The sequence below is a fragment of the Bradyrhizobium sp. AZCC 2176 genome, assembly GCF_036924645.1.
Taxonomy (GTDB): Bacteria; Pseudomonadota; Alphaproteobacteria; order Rhizobiales; family Xanthobacteraceae; genus Bradyrhizobium.
The window spans coordinates 5,955,915-5,982,530 of sequence record NZ_JAZHRX010000001.1 but is presented as its reverse complement, the minus strand read 5'-3'; the positions used below and the strand labels follow the sequence as shown (position 1 = coordinate 5,982,530).

General features: G+C 63.5%; 23 protein-coding genes. 13 read left to right on the top strand and 10 right to left on the bottom strand.

All coding sequences use genetic code 11. The features are described 5' to 3' along the window. Positions 1–118: 118 nt before the first annotated feature. A complete protein-coding gene (locus tag V1288_RS28125; RefSeq protein WP_334360120.1) occupies positions 119–946 on the top strand; it encodes a tetratricopeptide repeat protein in 828 nt (275 codons plus the stop codon). A 38-nt stretch (positions 947–984) separates the two neighbouring features. Here the strand turns inward: V1288_RS28125 and V1288_RS28120 are convergent, their stop codons facing one another. From V1288_RS28120 to V1288_RS28100, 5 genes are all read right to left on the bottom strand, one after another. Further along, positions 985–2,268, bottom strand: a complete 1,284-nt coding sequence (locus V1288_RS28120; protein ID WP_334360119.1) for an AAA family ATPase — start codon at positions 2,266–2,268, stop codon at positions 985–987. Next, positions 2,265–3,005 (bottom strand): CpaD family pilus assembly protein, encoded by a 741-nt coding sequence (locus V1288_RS28115; protein ID WP_334360118.1) that lies wholly within the window; start codon positions 3,003–3,005, stop codon positions 2,265–2,267. Before V1288_RS28115 ends, V1288_RS28120 begins: the two co-directional genes overlap by 4 nt. A 40-nt stretch (positions 3,006–3,045) precedes the next feature. Beyond that, positions 3,046–4,515: a type II and III secretion system protein family protein gene (locus V1288_RS28110; protein ID WP_442893864.1), complete on the bottom strand. Its 1,470-nt coding sequence runs from the start codon at positions 4,513–4,515 to the stop codon at positions 3,046–3,048. Positions 4,516–4,532: 17 nt separating this feature from the next. Next, a complete protein-coding gene (gene cpaB / locus V1288_RS28105) occupies positions 4,533–5,327 on the bottom strand; it encodes a Flp pilus assembly protein CpaB (protein WP_334360116.1) in 795 nt (264 codons plus the stop codon). A 281-nt stretch (positions 5,328–5,608) separates the two neighbouring features. Further along, positions 5,609–6,271: a GntR family transcriptional regulator gene (locus tag V1288_RS28100; RefSeq protein WP_334360115.1), complete on the bottom strand. Its 663-nt coding sequence runs from the start codon at positions 6,269–6,271 to the stop codon at positions 5,609–5,611. 136 nt (positions 6,272–6,407) lie between these two features. On the opposite strand from V1288_RS28100, the gene V1288_RS28095 reads away from it, so the two are divergent. From V1288_RS28095 to V1288_RS28070, 6 genes are read left to right on the top strand one after another with little or no spacing between them, the layout of a single operon-like run. Then, entirely contained in the window at positions 6,408–7,196 is a 789-nt protein-coding gene (locus tag V1288_RS28095) for an enoyl-CoA hydratase/isomerase family protein (RefSeq protein ID WP_334361422.1), read from the top strand. 9 nt (positions 7,197–7,205) lie between these two features. After that, positions 7,206–8,459: a CaiB/BaiF CoA transferase family protein gene (locus V1288_RS28090; RefSeq protein WP_334360114.1), complete on the top strand. Its 1,254-nt coding sequence runs from the start codon at positions 7,206–7,208 to the stop codon at positions 8,457–8,459. A gap of 52 nt (positions 8,460–8,511) precedes the next feature. Beyond that, positions 8,512–9,504 (top strand): Bug family tripartite tricarboxylate transporter substrate binding protein, encoded by a 993-nt coding sequence (locus tag V1288_RS28085; RefSeq protein WP_334360113.1) that lies wholly within the window; start codon positions 8,512–8,514, stop codon positions 9,502–9,504. Between the two features lie 11 nt (positions 9,505–9,515). Continuing rightward, positions 9,516–9,998 (top strand): tripartite tricarboxylate transporter TctB family protein, encoded by a 483-nt coding sequence (locus V1288_RS28080; RefSeq protein WP_334360112.1) that lies wholly within the window; start codon positions 9,516–9,518, stop codon positions 9,996–9,998. An 11-nt stretch (positions 9,999–10,009) separates the two neighbouring features. Then, a complete protein-coding gene (locus V1288_RS28075; protein ID WP_334360111.1) occupies positions 10,010–11,536 on the top strand; it encodes a tripartite tricarboxylate transporter permease in 1,527 nt (508 codons plus the stop codon). Then, the gene (locus tag V1288_RS28070; protein ID WP_334360110.1) at positions 11,533–12,564 is read left to right on the top strand and encodes a 4-hydroxythreonine-4-phosphate dehydrogenase PdxA; all 1,032 of its coding nucleotides are present in this window, start codon (positions 11,533–11,535) and stop codon (positions 12,562–12,564) included. Before V1288_RS28075 ends, V1288_RS28070 begins: the two co-directional genes overlap by 4 nt. 9 nt (positions 12,565–12,573) lie before the next feature. Here the strand turns inward: V1288_RS28070 and metC are convergent, their stop codons facing one another. Continuing rightward, the gene (metC, locus tag V1288_RS28065) at positions 12,574–13,767 is read right to left on the bottom strand and encodes a cystathionine beta-lyase (protein ID WP_334360109.1); all 1,194 of its coding nucleotides are present in this window, start codon (positions 13,765–13,767) and stop codon (positions 12,574–12,576) included. Between the two features lie 336 nt (positions 13,768–14,103). On the opposite strand from metC, the gene V1288_RS28060 reads away from it, so the two are divergent. Genes V1288_RS28060 through V1288_RS28045 form a run of 4 tightly spaced genes read left to right on the top strand, consistent with a single transcriptional unit; the run spans position 14,104 to position 18,624 of the window. Next, complete coding sequence (locus V1288_RS28060) at positions 14,104–15,120, top strand: amino acid ABC transporter substrate-binding protein (protein ID WP_334360108.1); 1,017 nt, start codon at positions 14,104–14,106, stop codon at positions 15,118–15,120. A 24-nt stretch (positions 15,121–15,144) separates the two neighbouring features. Next, on the top strand, positions 15,145–16,347 hold the full coding sequence (locus V1288_RS28055) for an amino acid ABC transporter permease (protein ID WP_334360107.1): 1,203 nt from the start codon (positions 15,145–15,147) through the stop codon (positions 16,345–16,347). Continuing rightward, on the top strand, positions 16,347–17,870 hold the full coding sequence (locus V1288_RS28050; protein ID WP_334360106.1) for an amino acid ABC transporter permease: 1,524 nt from the start codon (positions 16,347–16,349) through the stop codon (positions 17,868–17,870). Before V1288_RS28055 ends, V1288_RS28050 begins: the two co-directional genes overlap by 1 nt. A 10-nt stretch (positions 17,871–17,880) precedes the next feature. Beyond that, positions 17,881–18,624 (top strand): amino acid ABC transporter ATP-binding protein, encoded by a 744-nt coding sequence (locus V1288_RS28045; RefSeq protein WP_334360105.1) that lies wholly within the window; start codon positions 17,881–17,883, stop codon positions 18,622–18,624. A 110-nt stretch (positions 18,625–18,734) separates the two neighbouring features. Here the strand turns inward: V1288_RS28045 and V1288_RS28040 are convergent, their stop codons facing one another. From V1288_RS28040 to V1288_RS28025, 4 genes are all read right to left on the bottom strand, one after another. Then, positions 18,735–19,775, bottom strand: coding sequence for a cysteine synthase A (locus tag V1288_RS28040; protein WP_334360104.1), 1,041 nt, complete (start codon positions 19,773–19,775; stop codon positions 18,735–18,737). A gap of 89 nt (positions 19,776–19,864) precedes the next feature. Beyond that, positions 19,865–21,094 (bottom strand): cyclopropane-fatty-acyl-phospholipid synthase family protein, encoded by a 1,230-nt coding sequence (locus V1288_RS28035; protein ID WP_334360103.1) that lies wholly within the window; start codon positions 21,092–21,094, stop codon positions 19,865–19,867. A gap of 55 nt (positions 21,095–21,149) precedes the next feature. Then, the gene (locus V1288_RS28030; protein WP_334360102.1) at positions 21,150–22,007 is read right to left on the bottom strand and encodes a DUF1365 domain-containing protein; all 858 of its coding nucleotides are present in this window, start codon (positions 22,005–22,007) and stop codon (positions 21,150–21,152) included. 2 nt (positions 22,008–22,009) lie between these two features. Continuing rightward, complete coding sequence (locus V1288_RS28025) at positions 22,010–23,323, bottom strand: NAD(P)/FAD-dependent oxidoreductase (RefSeq protein WP_334360101.1); 1,314 nt, start codon at positions 23,321–23,323, stop codon at positions 22,010–22,012. 429 nt (positions 23,324–23,752) lie between these two features. Between V1288_RS28025 and V1288_RS28020 the strand changes: the two genes are divergently transcribed. Next, positions 23,753–25,213: an efflux transporter outer membrane subunit gene (locus tag V1288_RS28020; RefSeq protein WP_334361421.1), complete on the top strand. Its 1,461-nt coding sequence runs from the start codon at positions 23,753–23,755 to the stop codon at positions 25,211–25,213. After that, complete coding sequence (locus V1288_RS28015; RefSeq protein WP_334360100.1) at positions 25,203–26,600, top strand: efflux RND transporter periplasmic adaptor subunit; 1,398 nt, start codon at positions 25,203–25,205, stop codon at positions 26,598–26,600. Before V1288_RS28020 ends, V1288_RS28015 begins: the two co-directional genes overlap by 11 nt. Positions 26,601–26,616 lie beyond the last annotated feature (16 nt).

Sequence of the window (26,616 nt, the reverse complement as noted above, 5' to 3'; positions counted from 1 at the left end):
AGACGCAAGCGCCCGGCCTGTGAAGGTCACCGATTACCGCAAAGCCGGGTCGGCTTAACCTGAACTTAGGGTTAAGCTGTGAACACTTCTGGACAGTTCCCGCCGTGAGTCGAGCTACATGTCCCAGAAGTCGCCCCATCCGTCCCGCGCCGCGCGGCTTCTTGCGTGCAGATCCGCCTTGATCCTGGCGCTGGGGCTTGGCGGCTGCCAGACCTCGGGACTATCGGATATTACCGGCTCGATCGACGAGAAGGCCGACACCGGCCGCGGCAGCGATCCGCGCCGCGACGTCGAACTCTACCAGGAACGCTATCGCGCCAATCCGAAGGATGCCGACGCGGCGCTGAAATACGGCAAGGCGCTTCGCGCGACAGGACAGCGGGCGCAGGCGGTTGCGGTGCTCGAACAGGCCACCATCGCCCATCCCAGCAACAAGCTGCTGCTCGCCGCCTACGGCCGCGCGCTCGCGGACAACGGCAATTTCCAGCAAGCCTTCGACGTGCTCGGCCGCGCCCACAGCCCCGATGATCCCGACTGGCGCCTGCTCTCGGCACAGGGCGCGACTCTGGACCAGCTCGGCCGATATGAGGAGGCGAGGCAATATTATGCGAGCGCGCTGAAGATCGCGCCCGATCAGCCGGCGGTGCTGTCCAATCTCGGACTGTCCTACGTACTCTCGAAGGATCTGCCCAAGGCCGAGGAGACGCTGCGCCGTGCCCACGGCCTTGCGGCGACCGACCTGCGCATGCGCGCCAATCTGGCGTTGGCGGTTGGCCTGCAGGGCCGTGTTGCCGACGCCGAAAAGATCGTGAAGGCCGATCTGCCGCCCGCCGAGGCTGCTGCCAACGTCGCGCTGTTGAGGCAGATGCTGTCGCGGAAGGACAAGGAGAACGCGCGCGCCGAGGCCGGGAAGATGCCGATCGCGGCCGCTGGACGCGCCGACTAGGCGTCAGCGCTCCAGGCGCTGCCGTCGTCGTTGTTTGCTCAGGCCCTGCGAGCCGTCGCGCCTTGCAGCTTCTTGATAATCGGCGTCAGGAACGACGTGCGGGACCGCTTGGTCACGGCATGGCCGGTCAGGCGCTGCGCCATCTGCAAGAACATCTGGGTGGTGCGGTGCTTGGCGGCGATCTGCGCGATCATCTGGCCGTTATTGGCGGCGGTGCCGAACATCTTCGAATCGAACGGAATGGCCGCGATCGGCTGGCTCTCGATTGCCTTGGCGAATTCGCGCGTGGAGATCTCCGGACGCTTGTGCATGCCGACCTGGTTGAGGCAATAGAGCGGCGGCCGGTCGTTGGGCCGCGCCGCCTTCAGCACGTTCAGCATGTTCTTGGCGTTGCGCATGTTGGCGAGATCAGGCTCGGCGACGATCAGAATGTCGTCCGCGCCGACCAGCGTGCGCTTGGTCCATGCCGACCATTGATGGGGGACGTCGAGCACGATGCAGGGGGTCGTCATGCGCATCGTATCGAAGATCGCATCGAAGGCATCGGCCCCGAAATCATAGACCTGGTCCAACGTTGCCGGCGCCGCCAGCAGGTCGAGGCGGTCGGTGCATTTCGCCAGCAGACGTTCCATGAAGGCGGAGTCCGGCCGCTCCTGCTGGAAAACCGCATTGGCGATGCCTTGAACCGGATCCTGGTTGTAATCGAGGCCGGCGGTGCCGAAGGCAAGGTCGAGATCGATCACGACGGAATCGAGCGCGAGATCGCGCGCGATCGCCCAGGCCACGTTGTGCGCGACGGTCGAGGCACCGACGCCGCCCTTGGCGCCGACCACGGCGATGATGCGGCCGACGGCCACCGCCTCGGAGGCCGCGTAGAGACCGCATATTGCACGCACGACGTCGATCGGTTCGATCGGTCCGGTCACGTAGTCGCTGACGCCGCGCCGCACCAGTTCACGATAGGGCGTGACGTCGTTGGCGCTGCCGATCACGACAACGCGGGTTCCTGCGTCGCACACGCCCGCGAGTTCATCGAGCCCTTCGAGGATGTCGCTGCCGGGCTCGGTCTCCAGCACAATGACGTTCGGCGTCGGCGCTGTGTGGTAGGCCTCGATGGCGCCGGCAATGCCGCCCATGTGGACCGAAAGGTGGGCCTTGCCGAGGCGGCGGTCCTCGCTCGCCGCGCGTACCGCTGCGGCGACAGCGACGCTGGCGCAGAAGGCCTGCACCGATACGCGCGGTGCCGGCGAGATGTATTCCTCGGGCTGCGCCGGCGTGTCGTCGAGTTGATCGTCGGAGTTTTGAAAGACGCGGCTGATCATTTGCCTGTATCGCTGAGTTTGGCTCTGTCGGATTCGGGATAGGTGGTCGTGGTCGTGACGCCTTTGCGGTATTTGTCAAAGGCGATATCGCGCCGCGGCGTATAGGCAGGGGTCTCGGGACGCGGCTGTTCGAGATCGGCGGGATTGTCGATCATCGCTGCAAGGTTGCGCTGGGTGGCGCAGCCGAAATTGTGATAGGAGCGGTTTTCGTTGTAGGCGACATTATCGATATTCGGTCCGAGGTCTTGCGGCCACAGGCCGCAAGGTCCCGCCACGGCCGTAATCTTCGGATAGCTGAGCCGGATCGTCGGCAACGTACGGGAATCGTCGGGCCGGTAGTGACGCAACGTGATGGCGCGCGAGGGCACGCCACCCGCCATTAGCACCGACTGAATTTCCCGGAACGATGCCGCGGCCGCGCGCGCGTTCGGCGTGTCGATCGGGACGTCGGCGATGATCGCGCCGGTGCCTTCGCGCACCCAGGTCTGCGCGAGGCCCATGACGTCGGTGCGTTGCGGCCCGGAGAGGCCGCCGCGTGCATGACCGACGAACACCACGATCGAGCGGTTGGCTTCCGTCACCGCAATCGGATGACGGTGGCGGTAATCATCGGAGACGCTGGCGGTCACGATTTCCGTGGTCTGCGGCGTGCAGGCGCCGAGCGCCGCCGAAACGCCGAGGAGGGCGCCAAGCATGCGCGAGGCCTTGACGCGATGGAGCGGTATTCTCGTTGTCATCGTTCTGTCCTCGTCCCCACTCGGTGAGCAGTTCTGCGTCTCAATCAATGATGAAGCCGAAATTGCCCTGCATTCCGCTGATGGGATCGAGGCGGGCGGCAACGCCGTAAATCCGGTTGATGCGCCCGAGCAACGCGGACTGGGAGTCGGACGCCGGCGCGAAGCCGTCGTCGGGCCGCGACAGTTCTTTCTGCGCGACGGCCCGGACGACATAGGGCGTCACGATGACCATCAGCTCGGTCTGGTGGTTGATGAAGTCCTGGCTCCTGAAAAGCTGTCCAAAAATCGGTATCTGGTCCGCGCCGGGCAATCCGTTAATGGCCTGCTTGGTTTGTTCCTGGATCAGTCCCGCCATCGCGATTGAGCCGCCGGACGGAATTTCCAGCGTGGTTTCCGCGCGACGCGTCTTGATCGAGGGAATCGTTGTGCCGCCGGCACCGCCCTGCAAAGCGTTTTCGGTCGAGACTTCCGACACTTCGGTCATCACCCTCAGGCTGATGCGTCCCTCGGTCAGCACGACCGGTGTGAAATTGAGCGAGATGCCGAATTTCTTAAAACTGACCGTCTGGACGCATTGTCCGATCGCGCCCCCCGTCGTCGTTTGGCAGGTTACGCCGGTCGGAATGGGAAATTCGCCGCCTGAAATAAATGTCGCGGACTCGCCGGAGATCGCCGTCAGATTTGGCTCCGCCAGCGTCCGCACCACGCCCGCGCTCTCCATCGCGCGCAGGGTCGCGGTGACCGATGGCAGACCAGCTTTGTTCAAAGCCGCCGCAGCCAAGCCGTTGCCGGGGACGAGCGGCGCACTGTTGGCGGTGAACGGATTGCTATTGTTGAAAACGACCGCCGCGGTGCCGTAGTTCATGCTGGCACTGAGATCGACACCCAATTGCTTGACGATGTCCCGACGCACTTCCGCGACGGTGACCTTGAGCATCACCTGGTCGCGGCCGCGGACGACGACCGAGTTGACAACCTTATCGGCGCCGCCGACCAGCCGCGCCGCGATCTCGCCGGCTTGCTGGGCCTCGACTGGAGAGGATACGGAGCCGGTCAGGACGACGCTGTCGCCGACGCCCTCGATCTGGATACCGGGCAAGGTCTGCTTCAGCGCGGCCCGCACACCGTTGAGATCACGCTTGACCGCGATGTCGTAGGAAGCGATCTGCTGGCCATCGCCGTCGAAAAACACGACGTTGGTCTGGCCGACGGCGCCGCCGATGATATAGGCGCGTTGCGGGGAGCGAATGACGGCATTGGCGATCTTCGGATCGGCGACCAGCACATCCTTCACGTCGCGCGGCAGGTCGACGACCATGGACTTGCCGATGCCGAGCGACAGGAAGCGCATCTTGACCGGGCCGATGGCGGAGGTCGTCACGGGATCTTTCTCGGACTCGGCTGCGACGACGGGCAGCAGCGGGCCAAGCGTCAGCGCGGCGACGGCCGACAATAACAGGGTGCGCGCCGCTACGGTTCGCATCGCTGACTGATTTTCCCCAAACTTCATCTCGGGCGTCCTTTCGGTCACTTCTGTGCCGTCGTTTGATTGGCGACCCCGTAGCGAACCACGTTGACGCTCTCGCTTCGTTTTCGAACCTGATCTTCGGAACGGCCTTCGGCCGCGTTGACGTCCGTGATGCTGCGCAGCGCGAGCGCCAGCGTGCCGCTTTGGCGCGCGCGCGCCAGCGTCTCGGCCTGCTCGGGCTTCAGTTCGAGCGTGACGGTGCGGCCGACGAGGGTGTTGATGCCCTCTTTTTCCTTCGGCGCCTGATCGATCGCGAGCACGCGGATGTTGGAGAGAATGATTTCGGATTGGACGGCGTCGGCTCCGCTGGCCCCCGGAGTCTTTTCGCGCTTGGTGAGAATGACGTCGACGCGATCGTTGGGCAGGATGAAGCCGCCGGCGCCGGTTTCCGGCGAGATCTCGGTCGAGATCGCCCGCATGCCGGTCGGCAGGATTGCTGCCATGAAGCCAGAGCCGTTGGCCCTGACCAGCTTCTGTTCACGGATCGGCTCGCCCGCGATGAAGGGAGCGCGTGCAATCGAACCGGCGATTTCCGTGATGGCCTCGGCTCTGGAGGCGCGGTTGACCAGATTGCTGCCGGCGGAAGCCGGCCAGGCCTGCCATTGCAGGTCTTCGGGCTTGACCGGCTGGCCGAGCCCGATGTCGGACTTCGCGACCAGAACTTCCATCGTCGGCAACTGCGCGACCGGTTCGGCCGCAGGACGGGATTTTTCTTCCGTGCCACGGGCGAGATAGGCGGCGACGCCGCCGGCACTCAACGCGATGATCAGAACGACGACACGACCGATATTCATACGCTTTACTACTCTTACGCAGGGACGCCCCAACTGCACGGCAAATGACAGCCGTCCCCGGAGGTATGACTAGGCATCAAAGGTATAAGGGAACTTGAGGCGTGAAGTTTTTGGACGATCGGACGGCGGGATTCGCCGTCATGGTGAACGGGTGGTTATCGTTTGGATAAAGACCGCTCCGCAAAAACCCGGAGCCGTTCGGTGTGGCGCATCAGCGATCACACTCGCCCATGAAGATCGGCGTGCGTTTCAGAGCCGATCGGCATCAAGTCTGATCGCTGCTATGACGCGCGAGCCTGATCTTGAGGCTCGGTCTCGGCGAAGCCCGCCTGCAACACCTCGTCGCGCTTGTGGCGCAGATGTGCGCGCAGGATATGCGACAACCCAACGCCGTCGCGGCGTTGCAGCGCATTGAGGATCGCTTCGTGCTCCTGCACCGCCAGCGCCCAGCGCCGGGGCGTCATTGGCGTGACGTAGCGCGCGCGGCGAATGCGGGCCGTGACTGAATCATACAGGCCGGACAGCACAGGGTTGCCGGCCGCGGCAATGATCGCCTCGTGGATATAGCGGTTGCAGCGGTAGTACTGCAGAAGGTCGCGATCTCCGTAGTGCCGCACCATCGCGGCGTGGGCGGCGGCGACGTCGGCGATCTCGGCATCCGTGATGCGTTCGCAGGCGAGTTCACCGGCCAGCGCTTCAAGCCCCTGGCACACCTCGAACAGGTCGCGCATGTCCTTGTCGGTCAGCTTGGCCGCGCGCGAGCCGCGGTTCGGCAGCAATTGGACCAGGCCCTCGGCGGCGAGCACCTTGAGGGCTTCGCGCAGCGGCGTGCGCGAGATCTGCAGCCTCTCACAGAGGTCGCGCTCGGGAATCCGCGCGCCCGGCGGAATCTCGCCATCGAGCAGCATGGCGCGGACGCGGCCTACGACTTCCTCATGAAGCATCGCCCTAATATCCAGTTTGAATGCAAAAATGGCTATATCATCGGATTTGTGTTGGTTCCAGCTTGATAAATCGAATTTTTGCATTCAGAATTGGTTAAAATCGATTAACGCGTGGGATGGCGACGTGGATCAGGAAATGACGGTACGGGAGGGGGACCTCCTGTTTACCCTCGATGACGGCATCGGCCGGGTAACCTTCAACCGGCCGCAGGCGCGCAACGCCTTCACCTTCGAAATGTACGAGCGGCTGGCCGAGATCTGCGAACGCGCCAACCGCGACCATGCGATCAAGGTGCTGCTGCTGCGGGGTGCCGGCGACAAGGCGTTTGCCGCGGGCACCGACATCAACCAGTTCCGTGCGTTCAAGACGCCGCAGGACGCGCTCGACTATGAGAACCGCATCGACCGTGTGCTCGGCATTCTCGAAACATGCCGGGTGCCGACCATTGCCGCCATCAACGGCGCCTGCACCGGCGGCGGCGCGGGAATCGCGGCCGCGTGCGATCTGCGCATCGGCACCAGGAGCACGCGGATGGGATTTCCGATCGCCCGCACCCTCGGCAATTGCCTGTCGATGTCGAATGTCGGCCGCATTACCGCGTTGATCGGTCCGGCGCGCGTCAAGGATCTGATCTTTACCGCACGTCTTGTCCAAGCCGAGGAGGCGGTCTCCGTCGGCCTGCTTAACGAGGTCGTCGATGATCTGGCCGCGCTCGATACGCGCGCCGACGAGATTGCAAGGCTCGTTGCCGGCCACGCGCCGCTGACGCTGAACGCGACCAAGCAGGCGGTCGCCCGGTTGCAGAACCGGATGGCGCACGGGGAGGGCGAGGACCTCATCCTGATGTGCTACACCAGCCAGGATTTCCGTGAAGGGCTCGACGCGTTTCTCACCAAGCGCGCGCCGCAATGGCGCGGCCAGTAGGAGCCCTTGATGTCCGTTCAAAACGACAAGATGCCACGCACGGGGCCGCTCGCCGGCCTCAAGGTCATCGATCTCACCCACGTGATGGCGGGGCCGACCTGCACCCTGATGCTTGCCGACATGGGCGCCGACGTCATCAAGATCGAGAAATGGCCGAATGGCGACGACACGCGGCATTCGGTGCCGCCGAAGATCGGCGACGAGGCGGCCTCGTTTCTGATGATGAACCGCAACAAGCGCGGCATCGTGCTCGACCTGAAGACCGCGGGCGGCAAGGAAGTGCTGCGGCGGCTGATCGCCGGCGCCGACGTTCTGGTCGAGAATTTTGCGCCGGGCGCGATGGAGCGGCTCGGCTTCGGCTATGAGGATCTGCACAGGGATTTTCCGGCGCTGATCTATTGCTCGCTGTCCGGCTTCGGCCGCACCGGCCCGTACCGGCATCGCCGCGGCTTCGATCTGGTCGCCCAGGCGATGAGCGGCATCATGAGTTTCACCGGCGAACGGCCGGACGGTCCGCCAGTCAAATGCGGTCCGCCGCTGTCCGATATCACGGCCGGACTCCTGGCCAGCATGGGTATCGTGGCCGCCTATTCGCACCGGCTCAAGACCGGTGAAGGGCAATGGGTGGAGACATCGCTCTATGAGGCGGCGCTGGTTCAGACCTATTGGCAGTCGACAATTGCGCTCGCCAGCAACGTGGCGCCGCGCGCCATGGGCTCAGCCCATCCGCTCAACGCGCCGTATCAGGCGTTCGAGGCGTCCGACGGCTGGCTCGTGGTCGGCGGCGCCAACAAGAAGCATTGGCTGTTGATGCTGGAAGCGCTTGGTGCGCTGGAGCTGGCTTCCGACTCGCGCTTCGTCAACGGCTCCGACCGCATGGCGCATCTGAAGGAACTCGAAGCCGAACTGAGCGTCCGTTTCCGCAAACAGACGCGGGCGCATTGGCTGGCGGCACTGGACGAGAAAGGCGTGCCCTGCGGCCCCGTTCACAACATGCTGGAAGCGCTGAACGATCCGCAGACGCTCGCGCGCGACATGGTGGTCGAGGTCGAGCATTCGACGCTCGGACCGGTGAAAACGATCGGGCTACCGGTCAAATTCTCGGCGACGCCGGGCAAGGTGCGTTCAGGCGCGCCCGTCTATGGCGAGCATACGCGTGAAGTCTTGCGCGAACATGGTTTCGATCAGAGCCAAATCGAGGCATTCGAGCGGGAGGGCGCGGTCGTTGCCGCCCCGGACGGAAGCAAGGAGCAGGTTGCCTGACGAGAAAACGAAAATACCAACGACAACAAAAAATGCCTATTCGGAGGAAACGATGAAGATCACTTCAAGACTCCTGCTGTCCACGGCAGCGTTGATGCTGGCCGGCGCGATTCCGGCCGCTGCGGCCTGGCAGCCGCAGAAGCCGATCGAGTTCGTCGCCACCGCGGGGCCGGGCGGCGGCACCGACAATCTCGCGCGCGCCGTCCAGAGCATCGTCACCAAATACAAATTGACCGATCAGCCGATCGTGGTCGTCAACAAGGGCGGCGGCAGCGGGGCAGAGGGCTATGTCTATGGCAAGGCGTCCGCCGGCGATCCCCACAAGGTGATCTTCGGCACCTCGAACGCGTGGCAGCAACCGCTCGTCTCCAAGGTCGCCTTCAACTACAGCGATCTCACCCCAGTCGCCGCACTGGCGCAGGACGAATTCCTGCTCTGGGTGAAACAGGACGCGCCCTACAAGACTGCCGGCGATTTTCTCAAGGCGGCAGCCGCGACCGAGTTCAAGATGGGCGGCGCGCAGTCCAAGGACACCGACGAAGTCCTGACGCGGATGATCGAGAAGGCGGCGCACGTCAAATTCACCTACATCCCCTTCAAGAGCGGCGCCGAGGCCGCCGTTCAACTGGCCGGCGGCCACATCGATGCGCATGTCAACAATCCCTCCGAGAGCCTTGGGCAGTGGCGCGGAAGTACCCAGCGCCCGCTCTGCGCCTTCAGCCCGAAGCGATTGCCGCAGGGGCCGAAGGTCACCGCAACCGAAGGCTGGAGCGACGTGCCGACCTGCGTCGAGCAGGGGCTTGCGATCTCGCAATATGAGCAGCCGCGGACGGTTTGGCTGCCGGGCAAGGTCAGCCCGGAGCAGGCGGCGTTCTACGTCGATCTCATGAAGAAGGTGCAGGCGACGCCCGAATGGAAGGACTACATCGAGAAGACCTCGCAGGTTGACACCTTCCTGACCGGCGCTGCGTTCGCCGATTTCATCAAGCAGGACCTCGAACACGTGAAGCAGGTTGCGGGCGAACAGGGCTGGCTGGTGAAGTAGGGCGGGCAGCGATGATATCACGACGGGCGCTCGAGATAGCCACGGCGGCGCTGACTGGAACCTTCGGTATCGTGGTCGTCGTATCCAGCATCGACAACGGCATCGGCTGGTCGAGTGCCGGCGTCGACGCCGGCACGTTTCCGTTCCTGACTGGCGTCATCGTCGTGCTCGGCAGCCTTTACAACATGGCGCAGGGCGCGCTCGGGCGCGGCACCCTGGCCATTATCAGGGTGGCCGTCACGCCGTCCGAACTGCGCCGCCTTGCAGGGTTGTTCGTTCCTGCCGCGATTTTCGTTGCTGTCATTCCCGTCGCTGGGATGTATCTCGCTTCGGCGGGCTATGTTTTTGCGGTGGTGGCGTTGCCGAAGCAGCAATCGGTCTTGCGCGCGCTTGGCATCGCCGTGGTTACGCCGCTTGCGCTCTACGTCGTGTTCGAGCGCATGTTCCAGGTGTCGCTACCGCACGGCGCACTCGGCTCTGCGTTCGGTTTCTGAAGGGACGGGCGATGGAAAACCTTCAATCGCTGCTGCACGGCTTCACCATCGCAGTCACCGTTCCGCATCTGACGCTGATGGTGATCGGCGTCCTGCTCGGCATTCTGGTCGGCGTTCTGCCGGGCCTGGGTGCGCCAAACGGGGTATCGCTGTTGCTGCCGCTGACGTTCGGCATGCAGCCGGTATCGGCGATCATTCTGCTTTCGAGCATGTATTGGGGTGCGCTGTTCGGCGGCTCAGTGACGTCGATCCTGTTCAACATCCCGGGCGAACCTTCGTCGGTCGCCACCACGTTCGACGGCTATCCGATGGCGCGCGACGGCCGGCCGACCACGGCGCTGGCCACAGCCTTCGGCTCGGCGGCGTTCGGCGCGCTTGTCGGCGTGATCCTGATTACGTTTCTGGCGTCCTGGGTTGCGCAGGTGGCGCTCGCCTTCGGACCGCCCGAATACTTCGCGGTCTATTTCCTCGCCTTCGCCAGCTTCGTCGGCATGGGCGGCGCGGCGCCGATCAAGACGGTGGTGGCGCTCGCGATCGGGTTTGCCATCGCCGCGATCGGCATCGATACGGTCTCGGGCAGCGTCCGGCTCACCATGGGTATCGACGAACTGGTGAAAGGCGTCAGCTTCGTCGTTGCCGTCATGGGACTGTTCGGCATCGGCGAGTTGCTGATCGCGGTGGAGGAAGAGTTCCAGGCCCGCGCGGTATCGTCGAGGGTCGATTGGAAGGAAGTCTTCCAGGCGCTGAGCCGTCTGCCGCACCATGGCATTGCGTTGCTGCGCAGCGCCGCCATCGGCTGCTGGATGGGCATTACGCCGGGCGGCCCGACCGCAGCTTCCTTCATGAGCTATGGCATCGCCAAGCGCTTCTCGCGCAATGGCGCGCGTTTCGGCAGCGGCGAGACCGAGGGCATCATCGCGCCGGAGACCGCCGACCATGCCGCCGGCACCAGCGCGCTATTGCCGATGCTCTCGCTCGGCATTCCCGGCTCGGCCACGGCTGCCGTCATGATGGGCGGGTTGATGATCTGGGGATTGAATCCCGGGCCGATGTTGTTCGTCGACCAGAAGGATTTCGTCTGGGGGCTGATCGCCTCGATGTATGTCGGCAACATCGTTGCGGTTGCGCTGGTGTTGCTCACCGTTCCGGTGTTTGCCGCCCTGATGCGCATTCCGTTCGCCGTCATCGCGCCCCTTATCGTAATCATCTGCGTCGTCGGCGCTTATTCGGTCTCGAACTCCTATCTCGACGTCGTCTTGATGCTTGGCTTCGGTGTCGTCGGCTATCTCTTCAAGAAGCTGCACTATCCGTTGGCGCCGTTGGTGCTTGCGATCGTGATCGGCGACAAGGCCGAGGACGCCTTTCGGCAGGCCATGCTGATGTCGAAGGGATCGCTCGAGATATTCTTTGCGAACCGGCTGGTGGCGACCCTCGTCCTGGCCGGGATGGCGTTGTTGCTGCTTCCACTCGCCTTGCAGATCGTGCGTCTGCTGCGAAAGCCGGACGAAGCCGCTCATGAAAAGGTGAGGATCATATGAACGTGCAGAACCCCGGCAAGCCGGTGATTGCGCTGGCGATGGGAGACCCCGCCGGCATCAGCCCGGAGCTGACCGCAAAGCTCGCCTGCCTCGACGAAGTCCGCTCCCGCGCGCGCCTGATCGTGATCGGGGACCGCCGCGTTTTCGACGAAGGTGCGCGCGTGGCGGGTGTCAAGGCTGACTTGCCAAATGTCACGCCGTCCGCAGGCCCTCGAACAATTGGCAATGATGCCGCCTTTATGGATCTTGGCCATCTCGATCCGGCGACCATCGAACGTGGCGTCGCCAGCCAGGCCGGCGGTGCATTCGCGCTGGAGAATTACCGCCGCGCGCTCACGCTGGCGCGCGACCGGCAGGTGGACGCGGTCTGCTTCACGCCGTTCAACAAGAAGGCAATGCGGCTCGCGCGTGCGGAGTATGACGACGAGATTGCGTTCTCCACCGAAATCGCCGGCCTGAAAACGCCGGCCAGCGAATTCAACGTGCTTGACAGGCTCTGGAATGCGCGCGTCACGTCGCACATCCCGCTCAGGGACGTGGCCTCGCGTCTTTCCGTCGAACGCATTCATCGCGCGCTCAAACTGACTGATGCCTGCATGCGACGGGCCGGCTTTGCCGCGCCCCGGATCGCCGTAGCCGGGCTCAACCCGCATGCCGGGGACGGCGGCAATTTCGGCCGCGAGGAGATTGACGTGATCGAACCCGCGGTCGTGGCCGGCCGGACTGGGGGAATAGCGGCGGAGGGGCCGTTTCCGGCCGACACGGTTTTCCTGCGCGCCAAGAACGGTGCCTTCGATGCGGTGCTGACGATGTATCACGACCAGGGCCAGATCGCGATGAAGCTGATGGGCTTCGATCGCGGGGTGACGATCCTGGGGGGCTTCCCGTTTCCGATCTGTACGCCGGCGCATGGCACGGCCTATGACATCGCAGGCCAGGGCGTCGCCTCGGTCGGCGCCAGCCGGGCAGCTCTGTTGCTCGCCGCGGAGATGGCGGGCGCGGCCAAGGCTGGCAATCGGGCGGCGTGAGGTGCCCGCCTAGCCGGCCGCCTTTAACGCTGCAAAACCGCGATCGAGATCGGCCTTGAGGTCATCGACATTCTCCAGGCCGATATGGAGCCGCAGCGTCGGCCCGCCGGGGGACCATTTGGTCGCGGTGCGGTAGGAATCGCAATCGAACGGGATGACGAGGCTTTCGAAGCCGCCCCACGAAAAGCCCATGCCGAACAGCTTTACGGTATCGAGCAGGGCGTCGACCGCCTTTTGCGGCACTGGCTTTAGAACAATACTGAACAGACCGGATGCGCCGGTGAAGTCGCGCTTCCAGATCGCATGCCCCGGGTGGCTTTCAAGCGCCGGATGCAACACCTGGAGCACTTCGGGCCGGGCGGCGAGCCAGCGGGCCATTTCAAGGCCCGAGCGGTAATGCTGCGCGAGCCGCACCGAAAGCGTTCGCGTGCCGCGCAGCGCCAGGAAGACGTCATCGGGACCGGCGCAGACGCCGAGCAGGCGGATGCCCTCGGCAATCAGCGGCCACGCCTTGGCGTTCGCCGAAATCGTGCCGAACATGATGTCGGAATGGCCCCCGATATATTTGGTGGCGGCCTGCATGCTGATGTCGACATCCTGATCGAGCGAGCGATGAAACAGTGGTGTGGCCCAGGTGTTGTCGTCGATGACGAGCGCGCCCCTTGCATGCGCGACGGCGGCGATGGCGGGGATGTCGCTCATTTCAAACGATTGCGAGCCGGGCGCCTCGACCAGCACCGCCTTGGTGTTGGGCTTGAACAGGCTTTCGATGCCGGCGCCGATCAGCGGATCGAAATAGCTGACCTCGACGCCGTAGCGCGCCAGCATGCCGTTGCAGAAATTGCGCGAGGGCCGGTAGACATTATCGGTCACCAGCACATGGTCGCCGGCGCTGAGCACCGAGAGCAGGGCGGTGGTGATTGCGGCCAGCCCCGACGGCGTCAGCCCGACGCCGGCGCATTGCGGGCCTTCCAGCGACATCAGCACGTCCTGCAGCGCCCGCGTGGTCGGCGAGCCATGACGCCCATAGGAGAATTCGGCGCGGTGGGCGTGCAGGTCCTCGGCGGTCGGATAGAGCACGGTCGAACCGTGGAAGACCGCCGGGTTGACGAACCCCCGCTGTCCCTTGGTGTCGCGGCCGGCGGTGACCAGTCTGGTTTCGGCTTTTTGCGGGTTGGACGGTTCGTCGTTCGAAGAGCTCATGCGTTTGCATCATCCAAGACGTTATGCCGCAGCTACAACTTGATCGCGAAAACACTGCCGGGCGGCGGGTCGGGGGCGGCTGGGTTAATAACAAGACACAGAAGACGGCCGTCAACCCCTTGACCCGGCACGCCAGTCGTTCTGAGATGCATGCCAACTAACAGTCGCTGCAAGTTGAGGGGCCTGCCGCGATATCAGATCCACCGCCTGACCGGGTTGGCACGTCAAATGCACGGTCAGGATGACGCTTTTCAGCGAGGGATCAGCGGGTTGGCCCTACAACGTGAGGCGTTGCCTAAAAAACGATCTCCGGACGCCCCTTGAAAGGCCTTGCCCATGAAACGCGTATCTCTGGTTGTTACCCTTGCCGTTGCCGCCGGTCTCTCGGTCCAGGTCGCCTCGGCGCAAACCCTCAAGGCGGTCAAGGACCGGGGCATGCTGTCTTGCGGCGTCGGCCAGGGCCTGCCGGGCTTCTCGTCTCCGGATGACAAGGGTAGCTGGACCGGGCTCGACGTCGATGTATGCCGGGCGATCGCGGCGGCCGTCCTCAACGACGCCACCAAGATCAAGTTCGTGCCGCTGTCGGCCAAGGACCGCTTCACGGCGCTGCAATCCGGCGAAATCGACGTGCTGTCCCGCAACACCACGTGGACGTTGTCGCGCGATACGTCGCTGGGCGCCAACTTCACCGGCGTCACGTATTATGACGGCCAGGGCTTTATGGTGAAAAAGTCGCTGAAGGTGAATTCGGCGCTGGAATTGAACAGCGCATCCGTCTGCGTGCAGACCGGCACCACGACCGAGCAGAACCTCGCCGACTACTTCAAGGGCAACAACATGAAGTACGAGGTGATCGCGTTCGGCACGAACGACGAAGCCGTCAAGGCTTACGAGTCCGGCCGTTGCGACGTCTTCACCACCGACGTGTCCGGCCTCTATGCCGACCGTTTGAAGCTTGCCAACCCGGCCGATCATGTCGTGTTGCCGGAAGTCATTTCGAAGGAGCCGCTGGGCCCGATGGTGCGCCACGGCGACGATCAGTGGTTTGACATCGTGAAGTGGACGCTGTTCGCAATGGTCACTGCCGAAGAACTCGGCATTACCCAGAAGAATGTCGATGAGATGGCCAAGTCGGACAAGCCGGAGATGAAACGGGTGTTCGGGACCGACGGCAATCTCGGTGAACAGCTCGGCCTGACCAAGGATTGGGTGTCGCGGATCGTAAAGGCCGTCGGCAATTACGGCGAGGCCTTCGATCGCAACGTCGGCGCCGGCTCCAAGCTCGGAATTGCCCGCGGGCTCAACGCGCTGTGGAATAAGGGTGGCATCCAGTACGCACCGCCGATCCGCTGATCGCTAGCCGAGAGGGCTGCGGCGATGGCCATCGAACCCCGGAAACCACCGTCGCAGTTTGTTGCCAAACTGCAGCGGATGCTCGGTGGAAGTGCGGGCTGGAGCGGTTTTGTCGTCCAGATCCTGTTCGTCGCGGCACTGTCCTGGATTGCTTACGAGATCGTCGCCAATGCCCGCGCCAATCTGCAGGCGCAGCGGATCACTGCGGGCTTTGGCTTCCTGGCCAACAATGCGGGCTTTGACGTCAGCCAGAGCCTGATCCCGTATTCGGGATCCGATCCTTACACCCGCGTTTTCCTGGTCGGTCTGCTCAATACGCTGCTGGTCTCGGTGATCGGCATCTTCTTTGCGACGCTGATCGGATTCCTGGTCGCGCTTGGCCGGCTGTCGCCGAACTGGCTGCTGTCGCGGATTTCGGGCGGCTATGTCGAACTGATCCGCAACCTGCCGCTGTTGTTCCAGATCCTGTTCTGGTATCTCGCCGTCCTCGCCGCATTGCCCAATCCGCGGCAGAGTATCTCCGTTTTCGACAGTTTCTTCCTGAGCAACCGCGGTCTGGTGATTCCGAAGCCGATCGGCACGCCCGGGTTCGAGCCGTTTGCGGCTGCGCTCCTGGTGGCGATCGTGGCGGCGATTGCGCTGTGGCGTTACTCCCGCCGGCAACTCTTCCAAAGTGGCAAGGTGATCAAGGTCTGGCCCTATGCGCTCGGCATGGTCATCGGCCTTCCGTTGGTCAGCGCACTGATCTTTGGTCTACCCGTCACGTTTGAAGTGCCGGTACTCAAAGGCTTCAACTTTGCCGGCGGCTCACGTGTCATTCCCGAATTCGTCGCGCTGACGCTGGCGCTATCGACCTACACGGCGGCCTTCATTGCCGAGATCGTGCGCGCGGGCATTCTCTCCGTGCACAAGGGGCAGATGGAAGCCGGCTCCTCGCTCGGACTGCAGCGCGGCTCGGTGCTGCGGCTGATCGTGATCCCGCAGGCGCTACGCGTGATCCTGCCGCCGCTGACCAACCAGTATCTCAATTTGACCAAAAACTCTTCGCTGGCGGTCGGGATCGGTTATCCCGATCTGGTGTCGGTGTTTGCAGGCACGACACTGAGCCAGACCGGGCAGGCGATCGAGATCATCGGCATTACCATGGGCGTCTATCTGCTGATTTCGCTGGTGACGAGCGCGATCATGAGTTTCTATAGTTGGCGTATCAGCCGGAGTATGGGCTGATGAGCGACACCACACCATCCGGCTTTGTCCGCCAGGACCTCGTCGCCGAACGCCCTGCCCCGGTGAAGACCACGGGCTTTGTCGGCTTCTTGCGCACGCGCCTGTTCAATTCGCCGACCAATATCCTGATCACGATCGTCAGCACGTTGCTGTTATGGTTCACCATCGTTCCCGCGCTGAAATTCCTGCTGGTCGATGCGGTCTGGACCGGCGGGGATCGCACCGCCTGCCTTGCCGAGAATGCCGGGCACGTGGTCGGCGCCTGCTGGCCGTTCATCCAGGCGAAATTCACCCAGTTCATCTATGGATTCTATCCGGAGCCGGAGCGCTGGCGGGTCAATTTGACCTTCATCCTGGCCGCAATCCTGCTGCTGCCGCTGCTGATTCCGCGGCTGCCGGCCAAGGGCCTCAATGCCGGGCTTTTCTTTGGCGCATTGCCCGTCGTCGCCTTCTTCCTGCTGCATGGCGGCGGACTGGGCGGGTTTGGCGTGAGCTGGACGGCCGGACTTCTGGCAGGCTTCAACGACAGTATTGGCGACGGCGGGCGGAAGCTCGTGGCTGCGGGCGAGACAACGGCCGTGATCGGGCCGCTGCTATGGCTGCTCGGCAAATTGATCGTGCTGGTCGCTACGGTGATCTCCTGGTTGTTGCTGCCGCTGACCTGGCTGCGCGACCAGATCCAGGCTTTTGGCCGTCCGGTGTGGGCGGATCTTGCGGTTACCGCCATCATCGCTTCCGCTTTGGTGTTCTGGTTGGGCGCCGGCAAACGCGACGCTTTGCGTCCCCTGGTCAATTGCCTCGCGATCTTCGCCGGTATCGGCATTGCCATCGGGGTGATGGGGCTCGACCGTGGCGGATTGCCTGTCGTCGACACGCGGCTGTGGGGTGGCCTGCTGGTGACGCTGGTGGTGTCGGTTACCGGCATCGTCGCGTCGATGCCTGTCGGAATCGCGCTCGCGCTCGGCCGGCGCTCGTCGATTCCGCTGATCCGGATTTTCTCGATCGCCTTTATCGAGTTCTGGCGCGGGGTTCCGCTGATCACGGTGCTGTTCTTCGCAACCTATATGTTGCCGCTGTTCGTTCCGACCGGTTTCACCATCGACGGATTGGTGCGCGCCCTGATCGGGATCGCGCTGTTTACCGGCGCCTACCAGGCTGAAAACATCCGCGGCGGCCTGCAAGCGATCCCGCGCGGGCAGAGCGAGGCGGCAAGTGCGCTCGGCCTGTCATGGGGCAAGACCACGGCGTTGGTCGTGATGCCGCAGGCGTTGCGCCACGTCATCCCCAACCTCGTCAACAGCTTCATCAGCCTGTTCAAGGACACCTCGCTGGTTTCGATCGTTGCGCTGTTCGATCTGTTGGGATCGCTGCGCGCGTCATTTTCCGATCCAAACTGGTCGACGCCGACCACGCTGTTCACCGGCTTTGCGTTCACCGGGATCATCTATTTCGTCTTCTGTTTTGGCATGTCGCGTTACTCTCTGTTCGTCGAGAACAGGCTGAACGTGCACCGCCGCAACTGAGTGTAGGACCATGAGCACAGATTCGATCGTTGGCATCCAGGGCCTCAATAAATGGTACGGCGAGTTTCACGTCCTGCGCGACATCAACCTCGATGTCTCCAAGGGTGAGCGCATCGTGATCTGCGGTCCTTCGGGCTCGGGCAAGTCGACCCTGATCCGTTGCATTAACGCGCTGGAAGAATTCCAGGAAGGCAACATCGTCGTGGAAGGTATCGAACTCGGACCGAACCTGCGGCGGGTCGACGAAGTCCGCCGCGAAGTCGGCATGGTGTTCCAGAGCTTCAACCTGTTTCCGCATCTGACCGTGCTGGAGAACTGCACGCTGGCGCCGATCTGGGTGCGCAACATCCCGAAAAAGGATGCCGAAGCGGCGGCGATGAAATTTTTGGAGCGGGTCAAGATCCCGCATCAGGCCAACAAATACCCGGGCCAGATGTCGGGCGGCCAGCAGCAGCGTGTCGCCATCGCGCGCGCACTGACCATGAACCCGAAGGTGATGCTGTTCGACGAGCCGACCTCGGCGCTCGATCCTGAAATGGTCAAGGAAGTGCTCGACACCATGGTCGACCTCGCCAGGGAAGGCATGACCATGCTGGTGGTTACCCACGAAATGGGATTTGCGCGGGAAGTCGCCAACCGCGTCGTCTTCATGGATGCGGGGCAGGTCATCGAGTCAAATACGCCGCAGGAATTCTTCGCCAACCCGCAGCACGCGCGAACGAAGCTGTTCCTGAGCCAGATTTTGCGGCATTAGCGTCTGTCTGTAGGGTGGGCAAAGCGCAGCGTGCCCACCAGAAGTGTCGTCGTTGAGAGATGGTGGGCACGGCGCAAGGGCGCCTTTGCCCACCCTACAACTCTCCCGCCTCACACCTTGACGAAGGGCACGTCGATCTCAGTGCGCCTTTCCAGCCATGCCGGAACCGGCAGGTTCTTCGAGCGCATGAATTCCGGATTGAACAGTTTTGACTGATAGCGGTTGCCGGAATCGGCGAGGATGGTGACGATGGTCTTGCCGGGTCCGAGTTGCTTCGCGAGCCGGATCGCACCGGCGATATTGATGCCGGTCGAGCCGCCGAGGCACAGGCCTTCGTGCTCGAGCAGCTCGTAGATGACAGTTACGGCTTCCTCATCCGAAATCAGGAAAGCGTCGTCGACCTTCGCAGTCTCGACCACGGGCGTGACGCGGCCGAGGCCGATGCCTTCGGTGATCGAGTCGCCTGGCGTCGATTTGGCGGTGCCGTGCTTGAACAGCTCGTACATCGCAAAGCCGTGCGGATCGGCGCAGGCATTGACGATGCCCGGGTGCTTCTCCTTCAGATAGCGGCTGGCGCCGGCCAGCGTGCCGCCGGTGCCGACCGAGCAGATGAAGCCATCGATTTTGCCGCCGGTCTGGTCCCAGATTTCCGGACCGGTCGATTCGTAATGCGCCTTGGCGTTGTCGAGATTGTTCCACTGATCGGCGAACAAGACACCGTTCGGCTCGGTCTTGCGAAGCTGTTCGGCCAACCGTTTGCCGACGTGCTGGTAATTGTTCGGGTTCGAATAGGGCAACGCAGGCACTTCGATCAACTCGGCGCCACAAAGCCGCAGCGTGTCCTTCTTTTCCCGGCTCTGGGTCTCCGGAATCAGGATCAAGGTCCGGTAACCGCGCGCGCTGGCGACGACGGCGAGACCGATGCCGGTATTGCCGGCGGTCGATTCCACCACGAGCCCGCCCGGCTTGAGATCGCCGCGCTTCTCGGCTTCGAGGATCATCCACTTGCCCGCGCGATCCTTGACCGACTGGCCCGGATTCATGAACTCGGCCTTGCCGAGAATGGTGCAGCCGGTCAGCTCGGATGCCTGCTTCAGCTTGATGAGGGGCGTGTTGCCGATCGCTTCGATGACGTCTTTGTTGAAGGCCATGTCTTTGAAATTGCCGGTTTGCTTGCCTAATCGTTGGGCGACCCTAAAGGACCGCCGCTAGCCGCACAAGCCAGCGTTCGGGCAGGCGGTCAGCCCGATTTCGCAAACACCACCTGACGGACGTCGATATTTCCGGACAGGAACCCGGCCTCGCAATAGGCGAGGTAGTATTCCCACAGCCGCCGGAAGCGGTCGTCGAAGCCGGACGGCGTCAGGTTGGGCCAGGCCGCGCGGAAATTGCTTCGCCAGATCGCAAGCGTCCTGGCATAATCTTGCCCGAAAATGCGCTCGCGGATGACGGGAACGCCGAAGCGCTCGCCGAGCGTTTTAAGGATCTGCGGCGAGGGCAGCATGCCGCCGGGAAAGACGTAGCGCTGGATGAAGTCCACTTCGCGGCGATAGGTCTTGAACAGGCTGTCCTGGATGGTGATGGCCTGGATGCCGGCGAGCCCGCCAGGCAGCAGGCGGTCGCGCAACTGTGAAAAATATTTCGGCCAGAATTGCTCGCCGACCGCCTCGATCATCTCGATTGAGGCGATCCGGTCATAGCGGTCGCGCTCGTCGCGATAATCCTGCAGCCTGATCTCGACCTTGTCGCTGAGCCCGGCGCTGTGAATGCGCGCCTGCGCGAAATCGCGCTGCTCCTTGCTGATGGTGAGCCCGACGACCTTGGCGCCGAACGTCTTGGCGGCGTATTCGGCAAAGCCGCCCCATCCGCAGCCGATCTCCAAAAGCTTCTGGCCCGGCCGCAGATCGATGGCCTCGGCCAGCCGTCGGTATTTGTTGTGCTGGGCTGCGGTCAGGTCCGGCGTGTCGTCCTCGAACAGCGCCGACGAATAAGTCATGCTGGGATCGAGCCAGGCCGAATAGAACGCATTGCCGATGTCGTAATGCGCATAGATGTTGCGGCGGGCCTGCCGCTTGGTATTGCGGTTGAGCCAGTGCCGAACGGCCTGGAAGGTGCGTGTCAGCGGGTTGCCGATCAGCATGGTCTGCATCCAGTCCTGGTTGACGCAGAACAGATAGAGGAACTGCGTGAGGTCGGGCGTGTCCCATTCGCCGCGCAAATAAGCCTCCGCAATGCCGATGTCGCCGCCGCGCAGCAGTCGTGAGGCGAAGCCGTAGTCGTAGATCTTCATCGCTGCGGCCGGGCCCGGCCCGTTGCCGCCCAACCGGACCAGGCGGCCGTCGGCCAATGTTACGTCGAGCGTGCCGTGCTGCAGCTTTGAACCAAAGCCCAGCGCCAGCCGGACCAGGCGGGGCAATTCCGGAAACGTCGCGTCTACGGTTTCCGATGTGACCGAAATCAACTCGGACATGGGCGATCCATCGAATGGCGGTTTACCCGGCCTCGCATGGTCGATTGATCCTGCTTCAATCCCTGGCACGGGTGGGCAACGGCCGCGAAGTATAATCGTTGCTTTTCCCGCTCGCCAAGCCGGTATTGTGGGCTGCATCCTTCCGCGACACCGGCCGCGCGCCTTTCAGCCAGAGCCGCAGCGCCTCCCAGTGGATCGCCGCCATGATCTTTACGGTGACCAGTGGGAGGGCGAAAAACGCGCGCAGCAACTCCTTGGTGTCGAGCATGCGACAACTGCCATTGAAAGTTGCAGCGAGGACGGGGCCTTCGTGGCCGGTTTCCAGAATTCGCAACTGGACGCGCTCGCCGGGCAGCAGCACGCGAAAATGATAGCGCATCGCCATCTCGATGAAGGGCGAGACGTAGAACAGCTTGTCCTGCTGCTGGCGCACGCCGGCGTCGCTGATTTCGTTTGACGTTACCGGCAGGACGTAAGGATGGATGTCGCCAAAGGTGTTGCGCACTTCGTAAATCAGCAGCGCCAGCTCACCATCAGCGCGATAGCAGAAATAGACCGAAAGCGGATTGAAGGTGTAGCCGAGCAGGCGGGGATAGCAGAGCAGCAGCACCCGTCCGCCCGTGAGGTCGATACCACGCTCGGCCGCGCAATTTTGCGCGTAGGCACGCAAGGATGATCCATCCCGTCTGCCATGATCGGCCTCATGGAAAGCGTAGAGCGCTGCGCGGTTGACGCCGAACAGCGGCGATAGCCGGTCTGCGTCCGCGAGCCGGTCCAGATCGATCAAGAGGCTCATCACGCGATAGCTGAAACGATGATCGATCGGCTTCAGCCGCGCATGCATGACGCAGCCGACGTAAAGTGCCGCCGCGTCGGCGGAAGGTCGTTTTGATCCTGCCGGGGTTATGCGCATGGCTACTCCGCAGCTTCCGCCAGCTCGGGCGATGCCTGGCGCCATGGCGCCACCGCGCCGAGCGCTTCGGCGACCGCAAGGCCTGATCGCAATCCGTCCTCGTGGAATCCGTATCCGGTCCATGCGCCGCAGAACCAGGTATGTCGCCGGCCCTGAATTTCGGGCAGGCGCCTCTGGGCGGCAAAGGCCGTGGCGTTATATTGCGGGTGCTCGCACAGGTACTTGCCGAACGTCAGTGAGGGATCCGGTGCGACGGGCGGGTTGAGGCTGACGAATAACGGCTTGTCGGGATCGATGCCCTGCAGCTCGTTCATCCAGTAGGTCACCGAGACGTCGTTATCGACGCTTCCCAGGCGCGGCCAGCGCAGGAAATTCCAGGACGCCCAGGCGCGCCGGCGCTTCGGCATCAGGCTGGTATCGCGATGCAGATAGATCGTGTTCGGCGAATAGCCGATCGCGCCCAGGATGGCGCGCTCGCGGTCATCGGCATCCGACAGCATCGCCAGTGCCTGGTCGCTGTGGGAAGCGATCACGACATGATCGTAGGTGTTGGTCTTGCCGTGGCTGTCGTGGACGATGACGCCATACGAGGTACGCTCGATTCCGATGACGGCGCAGCCGAACTTGATCCGGTCGCGGAATGAAGCGGTCAGTTTTTCGACATAACGATGGCTGCCGCCCTTTACGGTGCGCCAGACCGGGCGGTCATATTGCAGCAGGCGATGGTTGGCGAAGAAGGCGACGAAATTTTCGGCCGGAAAATCCAGCATCTCGCTCGATGGCGCCGACCAGATCGCTGCGCCCATCGGCGCCAGATAATCGGTCAACAGCCGCGGCGCAAAGTGGCGGGTGCGGAAATATTCGCGAAGCGTCAGCCCGGCCAATTTTCCGGCGGCGTAATCCTCGATGCTCTGCTGGTTGAAGGTGACGATGTCGCGAAGCATCCAGAGATAGGAGGGCGACAGCATGTTGCGCGGCTGCGCGAACAACCCGCACGCGGTCTCGAACCAGTTGTTGCCGCCGCCTTTCCACTCGAAGCGGCCGGTGTCCGCCGTCACCGCAAAGCTCATGCAGCTTTCGACGGTCTCGACGCCGAGATGGGCGAACAGCGCCGTCAGGTCCGGATAGTTCAGTTCGTTGTAGACGATGAAGCCGATGTCGACCGCAAGCTGCGCGCCGTCATAGTCGATGCTGACGGTGTGGCTGTGGCCGCCGGGCCTGAGTTCGCGGTCGTAGACGGTGACCGGATAATGTTTCGACAACGTCCAGGCCGCGGCATTGCCGCTGATTCCGGTCCCGACCACCGCGACTCGCATTTTTGGCCCTCCATGGCACGCTGCGAGATACGGGGGGCTGTTCCCGGAGTTTCAAATCGGCCACAGGCGGGGATTCGCTGTACGACAGGCCGATGCGGGCGTGAGAACAGGGGAAAAATCCCAGGAAAAGCCCATGAAATCTTCGTAAGATTTCGATGGTCCTGCCGCGTCCCGACATCACGACAAACCCTATAAAACAAGGGGAAACGAGCCCTTTACTGCCTGTTTTGCGCACCCGTGCGGACGATCGGCGGTGGGCTGCGCGGGGCTGTCCGCGCCCGAACCGCAAGGCTAGTATGGCGGTCGGTTCCAACGGAAGCATCACCCCGTGAACGTAATGCAGGCCATCAGGAGTAGCGCTCGTTATGCGCCGTGCCGGGATTTGCCCGGTGGAGAACGGGTGTGACCCAGCGAACTGCAACTGCTGCGATGGATCACTGGCCTGCTCTGGTCCCCGGCGCCCAGCGGCTGGCGCGATCGCTTGCAGTATTTGGCCTTGTCGCCGCGTCCTCCGGCTGCATCCTGACCAAGGATCTTCCCGATCCCGCGCTCGACGTGCCCGAAGGTTACAAGGCGGCGAGGCTTTCGCGGGCCGCGGACGCACCGCCGACGCTCGACTGGTGGCGCGGCTTCCGTTCGCGGGAGCTGACGGGCCTGATGGAGGAGGCGCAGACCGTCAATCTGGACATCGCGGCAGCCACGGCGCGGTTCAAGCAGGCCGATGCGCAGGCGCGAATCGCGGGCGCGGCACTTCTGCCTGCTCTCAGCGGCAGCGGCTCGGAGAGCTATTCCCGGACCTCCGGATCGAGCGCCAGCGGCTTGAGTATTGGCGGCCGTGAGGTGGTCAACTATTCGGCCTCGCTGAGCGCCAGCTACGAGCTGGACTTCTGGGGCAAGAACCGCGACGCCGCGCAAGCAGCGGAAGAGACCGCGGTCGCCAACCGCTTCGATCGCGACGTCGTCGCGCTGACCACGCTGACGACCGTCGCCAATGCCTATTTCCAGGTGCTCGCCGCGCAGGACCGGATCAGGACGGCGCAGCGAAACATCGCCAGCGCCGAGCGCATCCTCAACGCCATCAAGGACCGCTTCAAGGCCGGCACCGGCACCGACCTCGACGTCGCGCAACAGGAAAGCGTGGTCGCCAACCAGCGCGCCCTGGTGCCGCCGCTGCGGCAGACGCTCGACCAGAACATCAACGCGCTGGCAACCCTGGTGTCGCGGCCCCCGGAAGCGGTGCGTGTGACCGGGGGATCTCTGAACCAGATCGCCGCGCCTCGGGTCACGCCCGGCCTGCCGTCGGAATTGCTGACACAGCGTCCCGACATCCGCCGCCAGGAAGCCCAGCTTGCCTCCGCGACCGCCAATGTCGGCAACGCCCGCGCGCAGTTCTTTCCGAGCATTCAATTGACCGGGCAGGGCGGCTATCAGAGCTCGGCGCTGACATCGCTGTTTCAGCCTCACGCCGCGTTCTTCAGCATGGTCGGCAGCCTGACCCAGCCGATCTTCGACGGCGGCCGGATCCTCGGCAATTTCGAGTTCACCAAGGCGCGGCAGGACGAGTTGCTGCAGACCTATCGCAAGACGGTGGTGCAAGCCTTTGCCGATGTCGATACTGCCTTGATGTCGATCCGCCAGACCACCGAGAGGCTGCGGTTGCAGCGTGAGGTGGTGGCGGCCTCACGGCGGGCCTTCGAGCTGTCCGAGCAGCAGCTGCGGGCAGGGACCGCCGATATCGTAGTTGTGCTAAATACGCAGCAGACGCTATTCCAGGCTGAAGATTTGCTGTGGCAGGCCCAATTGGCCCGGCTACTCGCGATCGTCAGTCTCTATCAGGCGCTGGGGGGCGGCTGGGAGCCCAGGATGGAGAGGCCGGTCAATGCTCTTTAAGCCGGAAGTAAAGGACGACGCGAAGACGGCGGGCAAGCGCGTCGCGCGCGGCATCGGCCGGCGGATGGTATCGCTAACGATCACGCTGTTGATCCTCGGCGGCCTCGGCTATCTCGGCTGGAACGCCTTTCAGCAGAAGCAGACCGGCCGCGGCGGGCCCGGCGCGCGCCCCGACCTCCCGGTGCCGGTGCTGGCGGCGACACCGCGCACGCAGGATGTCCCGGTCTATCTCGACGCGGTGGGCTCGGTCCGCGCGTTGAACAACGTTATCGTGCGTGCTCAGGTCGACGGCAAGCTGATCAAGGTAAATTTCGTCGAGGGCCAGGACGTCAAGCAGGGTGACGTGCTGGCCGAGATCGACCCCGTGATCTACCAGGCCCAGTACGATCAGGCGGTGGCCAAGAAAGCCCAGGATGAAGCGCTGCTTGCCAACCAGAAGCTCGATCTGGCGCGCTATCAGCAGCTTGCCGCGTCGAATGCCGGCTCCAAGCAGCAGGCCGATACGCAGCGCGCGGTGGTCGCCCAGCAGGAAGCGCTGGTGCAGGCGGACCAGGCTGCGATCGACAATGCGCGGGCGATGCTCGGCTACACCAAGGTCATCGCGCCGCTGACGGGGCGCGTTGGCCTGCGCCAGGTCGACCAGGGCAACATCATCCGCGCTTCTGACGTCACCGGCCTCGTCATCATCACCCAGTTGCAGCCGATCGCCGTGCAGTTCAGCATGCCGCAGCAGCAGATCGTGCGGGTCAACGCCGCCGCAGCCAAGGGCGTGCTGGCGGTGGACGTGTTTGGCAATGACGGCGTCACAGTCGTCGATACCGGTACGCTCAAGGGCATCGACAACCAGGTCGATCCGACCACGGGCACGCTAAAGCTGAAGGCCGAATTTCCGAACGCCAAGTTCCAGCTCTGGCCCGGACAATTCGTCAATGTGCGGCTGAAGGTCGAGACGCTGGAGAAGGCGATCGTGGTGCCGGCCGCCGCCGTACAGCGCGGCCCTATTGGTACCTTCAGCTATGTGATCGGCCCCGACAATATCGCTACCGCCAAACCGGTCGTGGTGACGCAGCAAAACGAAAACGACGCCGTCGTCGCAAGTGGCCTTTCGGTCTCCGACCGCGTGGTGACCACCGGCTTTGCCAATCTCTCTGACGGCGCCAGGGTTCTGATCGGCACCGACGACCGGGCGCCGACCGCCGATCTGGCGCCGCGCAAGCGCAGCCGCTCGCCGGATGCCAAAGGAGACGCCAAGGGAGATTCCAAAGGCGGTCCGGCGAAGGACGGCGAACACCGCGGCAAGCGCGAGCGCGGCGAGGGCGATCAGAAGGGACAAACCGGTCCGGCACCAGCCGAGCCGTCGGGCGGCGCCGCGAAGTCGCAGCCATGATCGACGCGCCGCACGC

Coding starts and splice junctions, on each gene's coding strand:
- V1288_RS28125 (WP_334360120.1), top strand. CDS start 119: ATGTCCCAGAAGTCGCCCCATCCGTCCCGCGCCGCGCGGCTTCTTGCG.
- V1288_RS28120 (WP_334360119.1), bottom strand. CDS start 2,268: ATGATCAGCCGCGTCTTTCAAAACTCCGACGATCAACTCGACGACACG.
- V1288_RS28115 (WP_334360118.1), bottom strand. CDS start 3,005: ATGACAACGAGAATACCGCTCCATCGCGTCAAGGCCTCGCGCATGCTT.
- V1288_RS28110 (WP_442893864.1), bottom strand. CDS start 4,515: ATGAAGTTTGGGGAAAATCAGTCAGCGATGCGAACCGTAGCGGCGCGC.
- cpaB (WP_334360116.1), bottom strand. CDS start 5,327: ATGAATATCGGTCGTGTCGTCGTTCTGATCATCGCGTTGAGTGCCGGC.
- V1288_RS28100 (WP_334360115.1), bottom strand. CDS start 6,271: ATGCTTCATGAGGAAGTCGTAGGCCGCGTCCGCGCCATGCTGCTCGAT.
- V1288_RS28095 (WP_334361422.1), top strand. CDS start 6,408: ATGACGGTACGGGAGGGGGACCTCCTGTTTACCCTCGATGACGGCATC.
- V1288_RS28090 (WP_334360114.1), top strand. CDS start 7,206: ATGTCCGTTCAAAACGACAAGATGCCACGCACGGGGCCGCTCGCCGGC.
- V1288_RS28085 (WP_334360113.1), top strand. CDS start 8,512: ATGAAGATCACTTCAAGACTCCTGCTGTCCACGGCAGCGTTGATGCTG.
- V1288_RS28080 (WP_334360112.1), top strand. CDS start 9,516: ATGATATCACGACGGGCGCTCGAGATAGCCACGGCGGCGCTGACTGGA.
- V1288_RS28075 (WP_334360111.1), top strand. CDS start 10,010: ATGGAAAACCTTCAATCGCTGCTGCACGGCTTCACCATCGCAGTCACC.
- V1288_RS28070 (WP_334360110.1), top strand. CDS start 11,533: ATGAACGTGCAGAACCCCGGCAAGCCGGTGATTGCGCTGGCGATGGGA.
- metC (WP_334360109.1), bottom strand. CDS start 13,767: ATGAGCTCTTCGAACGACGAACCGTCCAACCCGCAAAAAGCCGAAACC.
- V1288_RS28060 (WP_334360108.1), top strand. CDS start 14,104: ATGAAACGCGTATCTCTGGTTGTTACCCTTGCCGTTGCCGCCGGTCTC.
- V1288_RS28055 (WP_334360107.1), top strand. CDS start 15,145: ATGGCCATCGAACCCCGGAAACCACCGTCGCAGTTTGTTGCCAAACTG.
- V1288_RS28050 (WP_334360106.1), top strand. CDS start 16,347: ATGAGCGACACCACACCATCCGGCTTTGTCCGCCAGGACCTCGTCGCC.
- V1288_RS28045 (WP_334360105.1), top strand. CDS start 17,881: ATGAGCACAGATTCGATCGTTGGCATCCAGGGCCTCAATAAATGGTAC.
- V1288_RS28040 (WP_334360104.1), bottom strand. CDS start 19,775: ATGGCCTTCAACAAAGACGTCATCGAAGCGATCGGCAACACGCCCCTC.
- V1288_RS28035 (WP_334360103.1), bottom strand. CDS start 21,094: ATGTCCGAGTTGATTTCGGTCACATCGGAAACCGTAGACGCGACGTTT.
- V1288_RS28030 (WP_334360102.1), bottom strand. CDS start 22,007: ATGCGCATAACCCCGGCAGGATCAAAACGACCTTCCGCCGACGCGGCG.
- V1288_RS28025 (WP_334360101.1), bottom strand. CDS start 23,323: ATGCGAGTCGCGGTGGTCGGGACCGGAATCAGCGGCAATGCCGCGGCC.
- V1288_RS28020 (WP_334361421.1), top strand. CDS start 23,753: ATGGATCACTGGCCTGCTCTGGTCCCCGGCGCCCAGCGGCTGGCGCGA.
- V1288_RS28015 (WP_334360100.1), top strand. CDS start 25,203: ATGCTCTTTAAGCCGGAAGTAAAGGACGACGCGAAGACGGCGGGCAAG.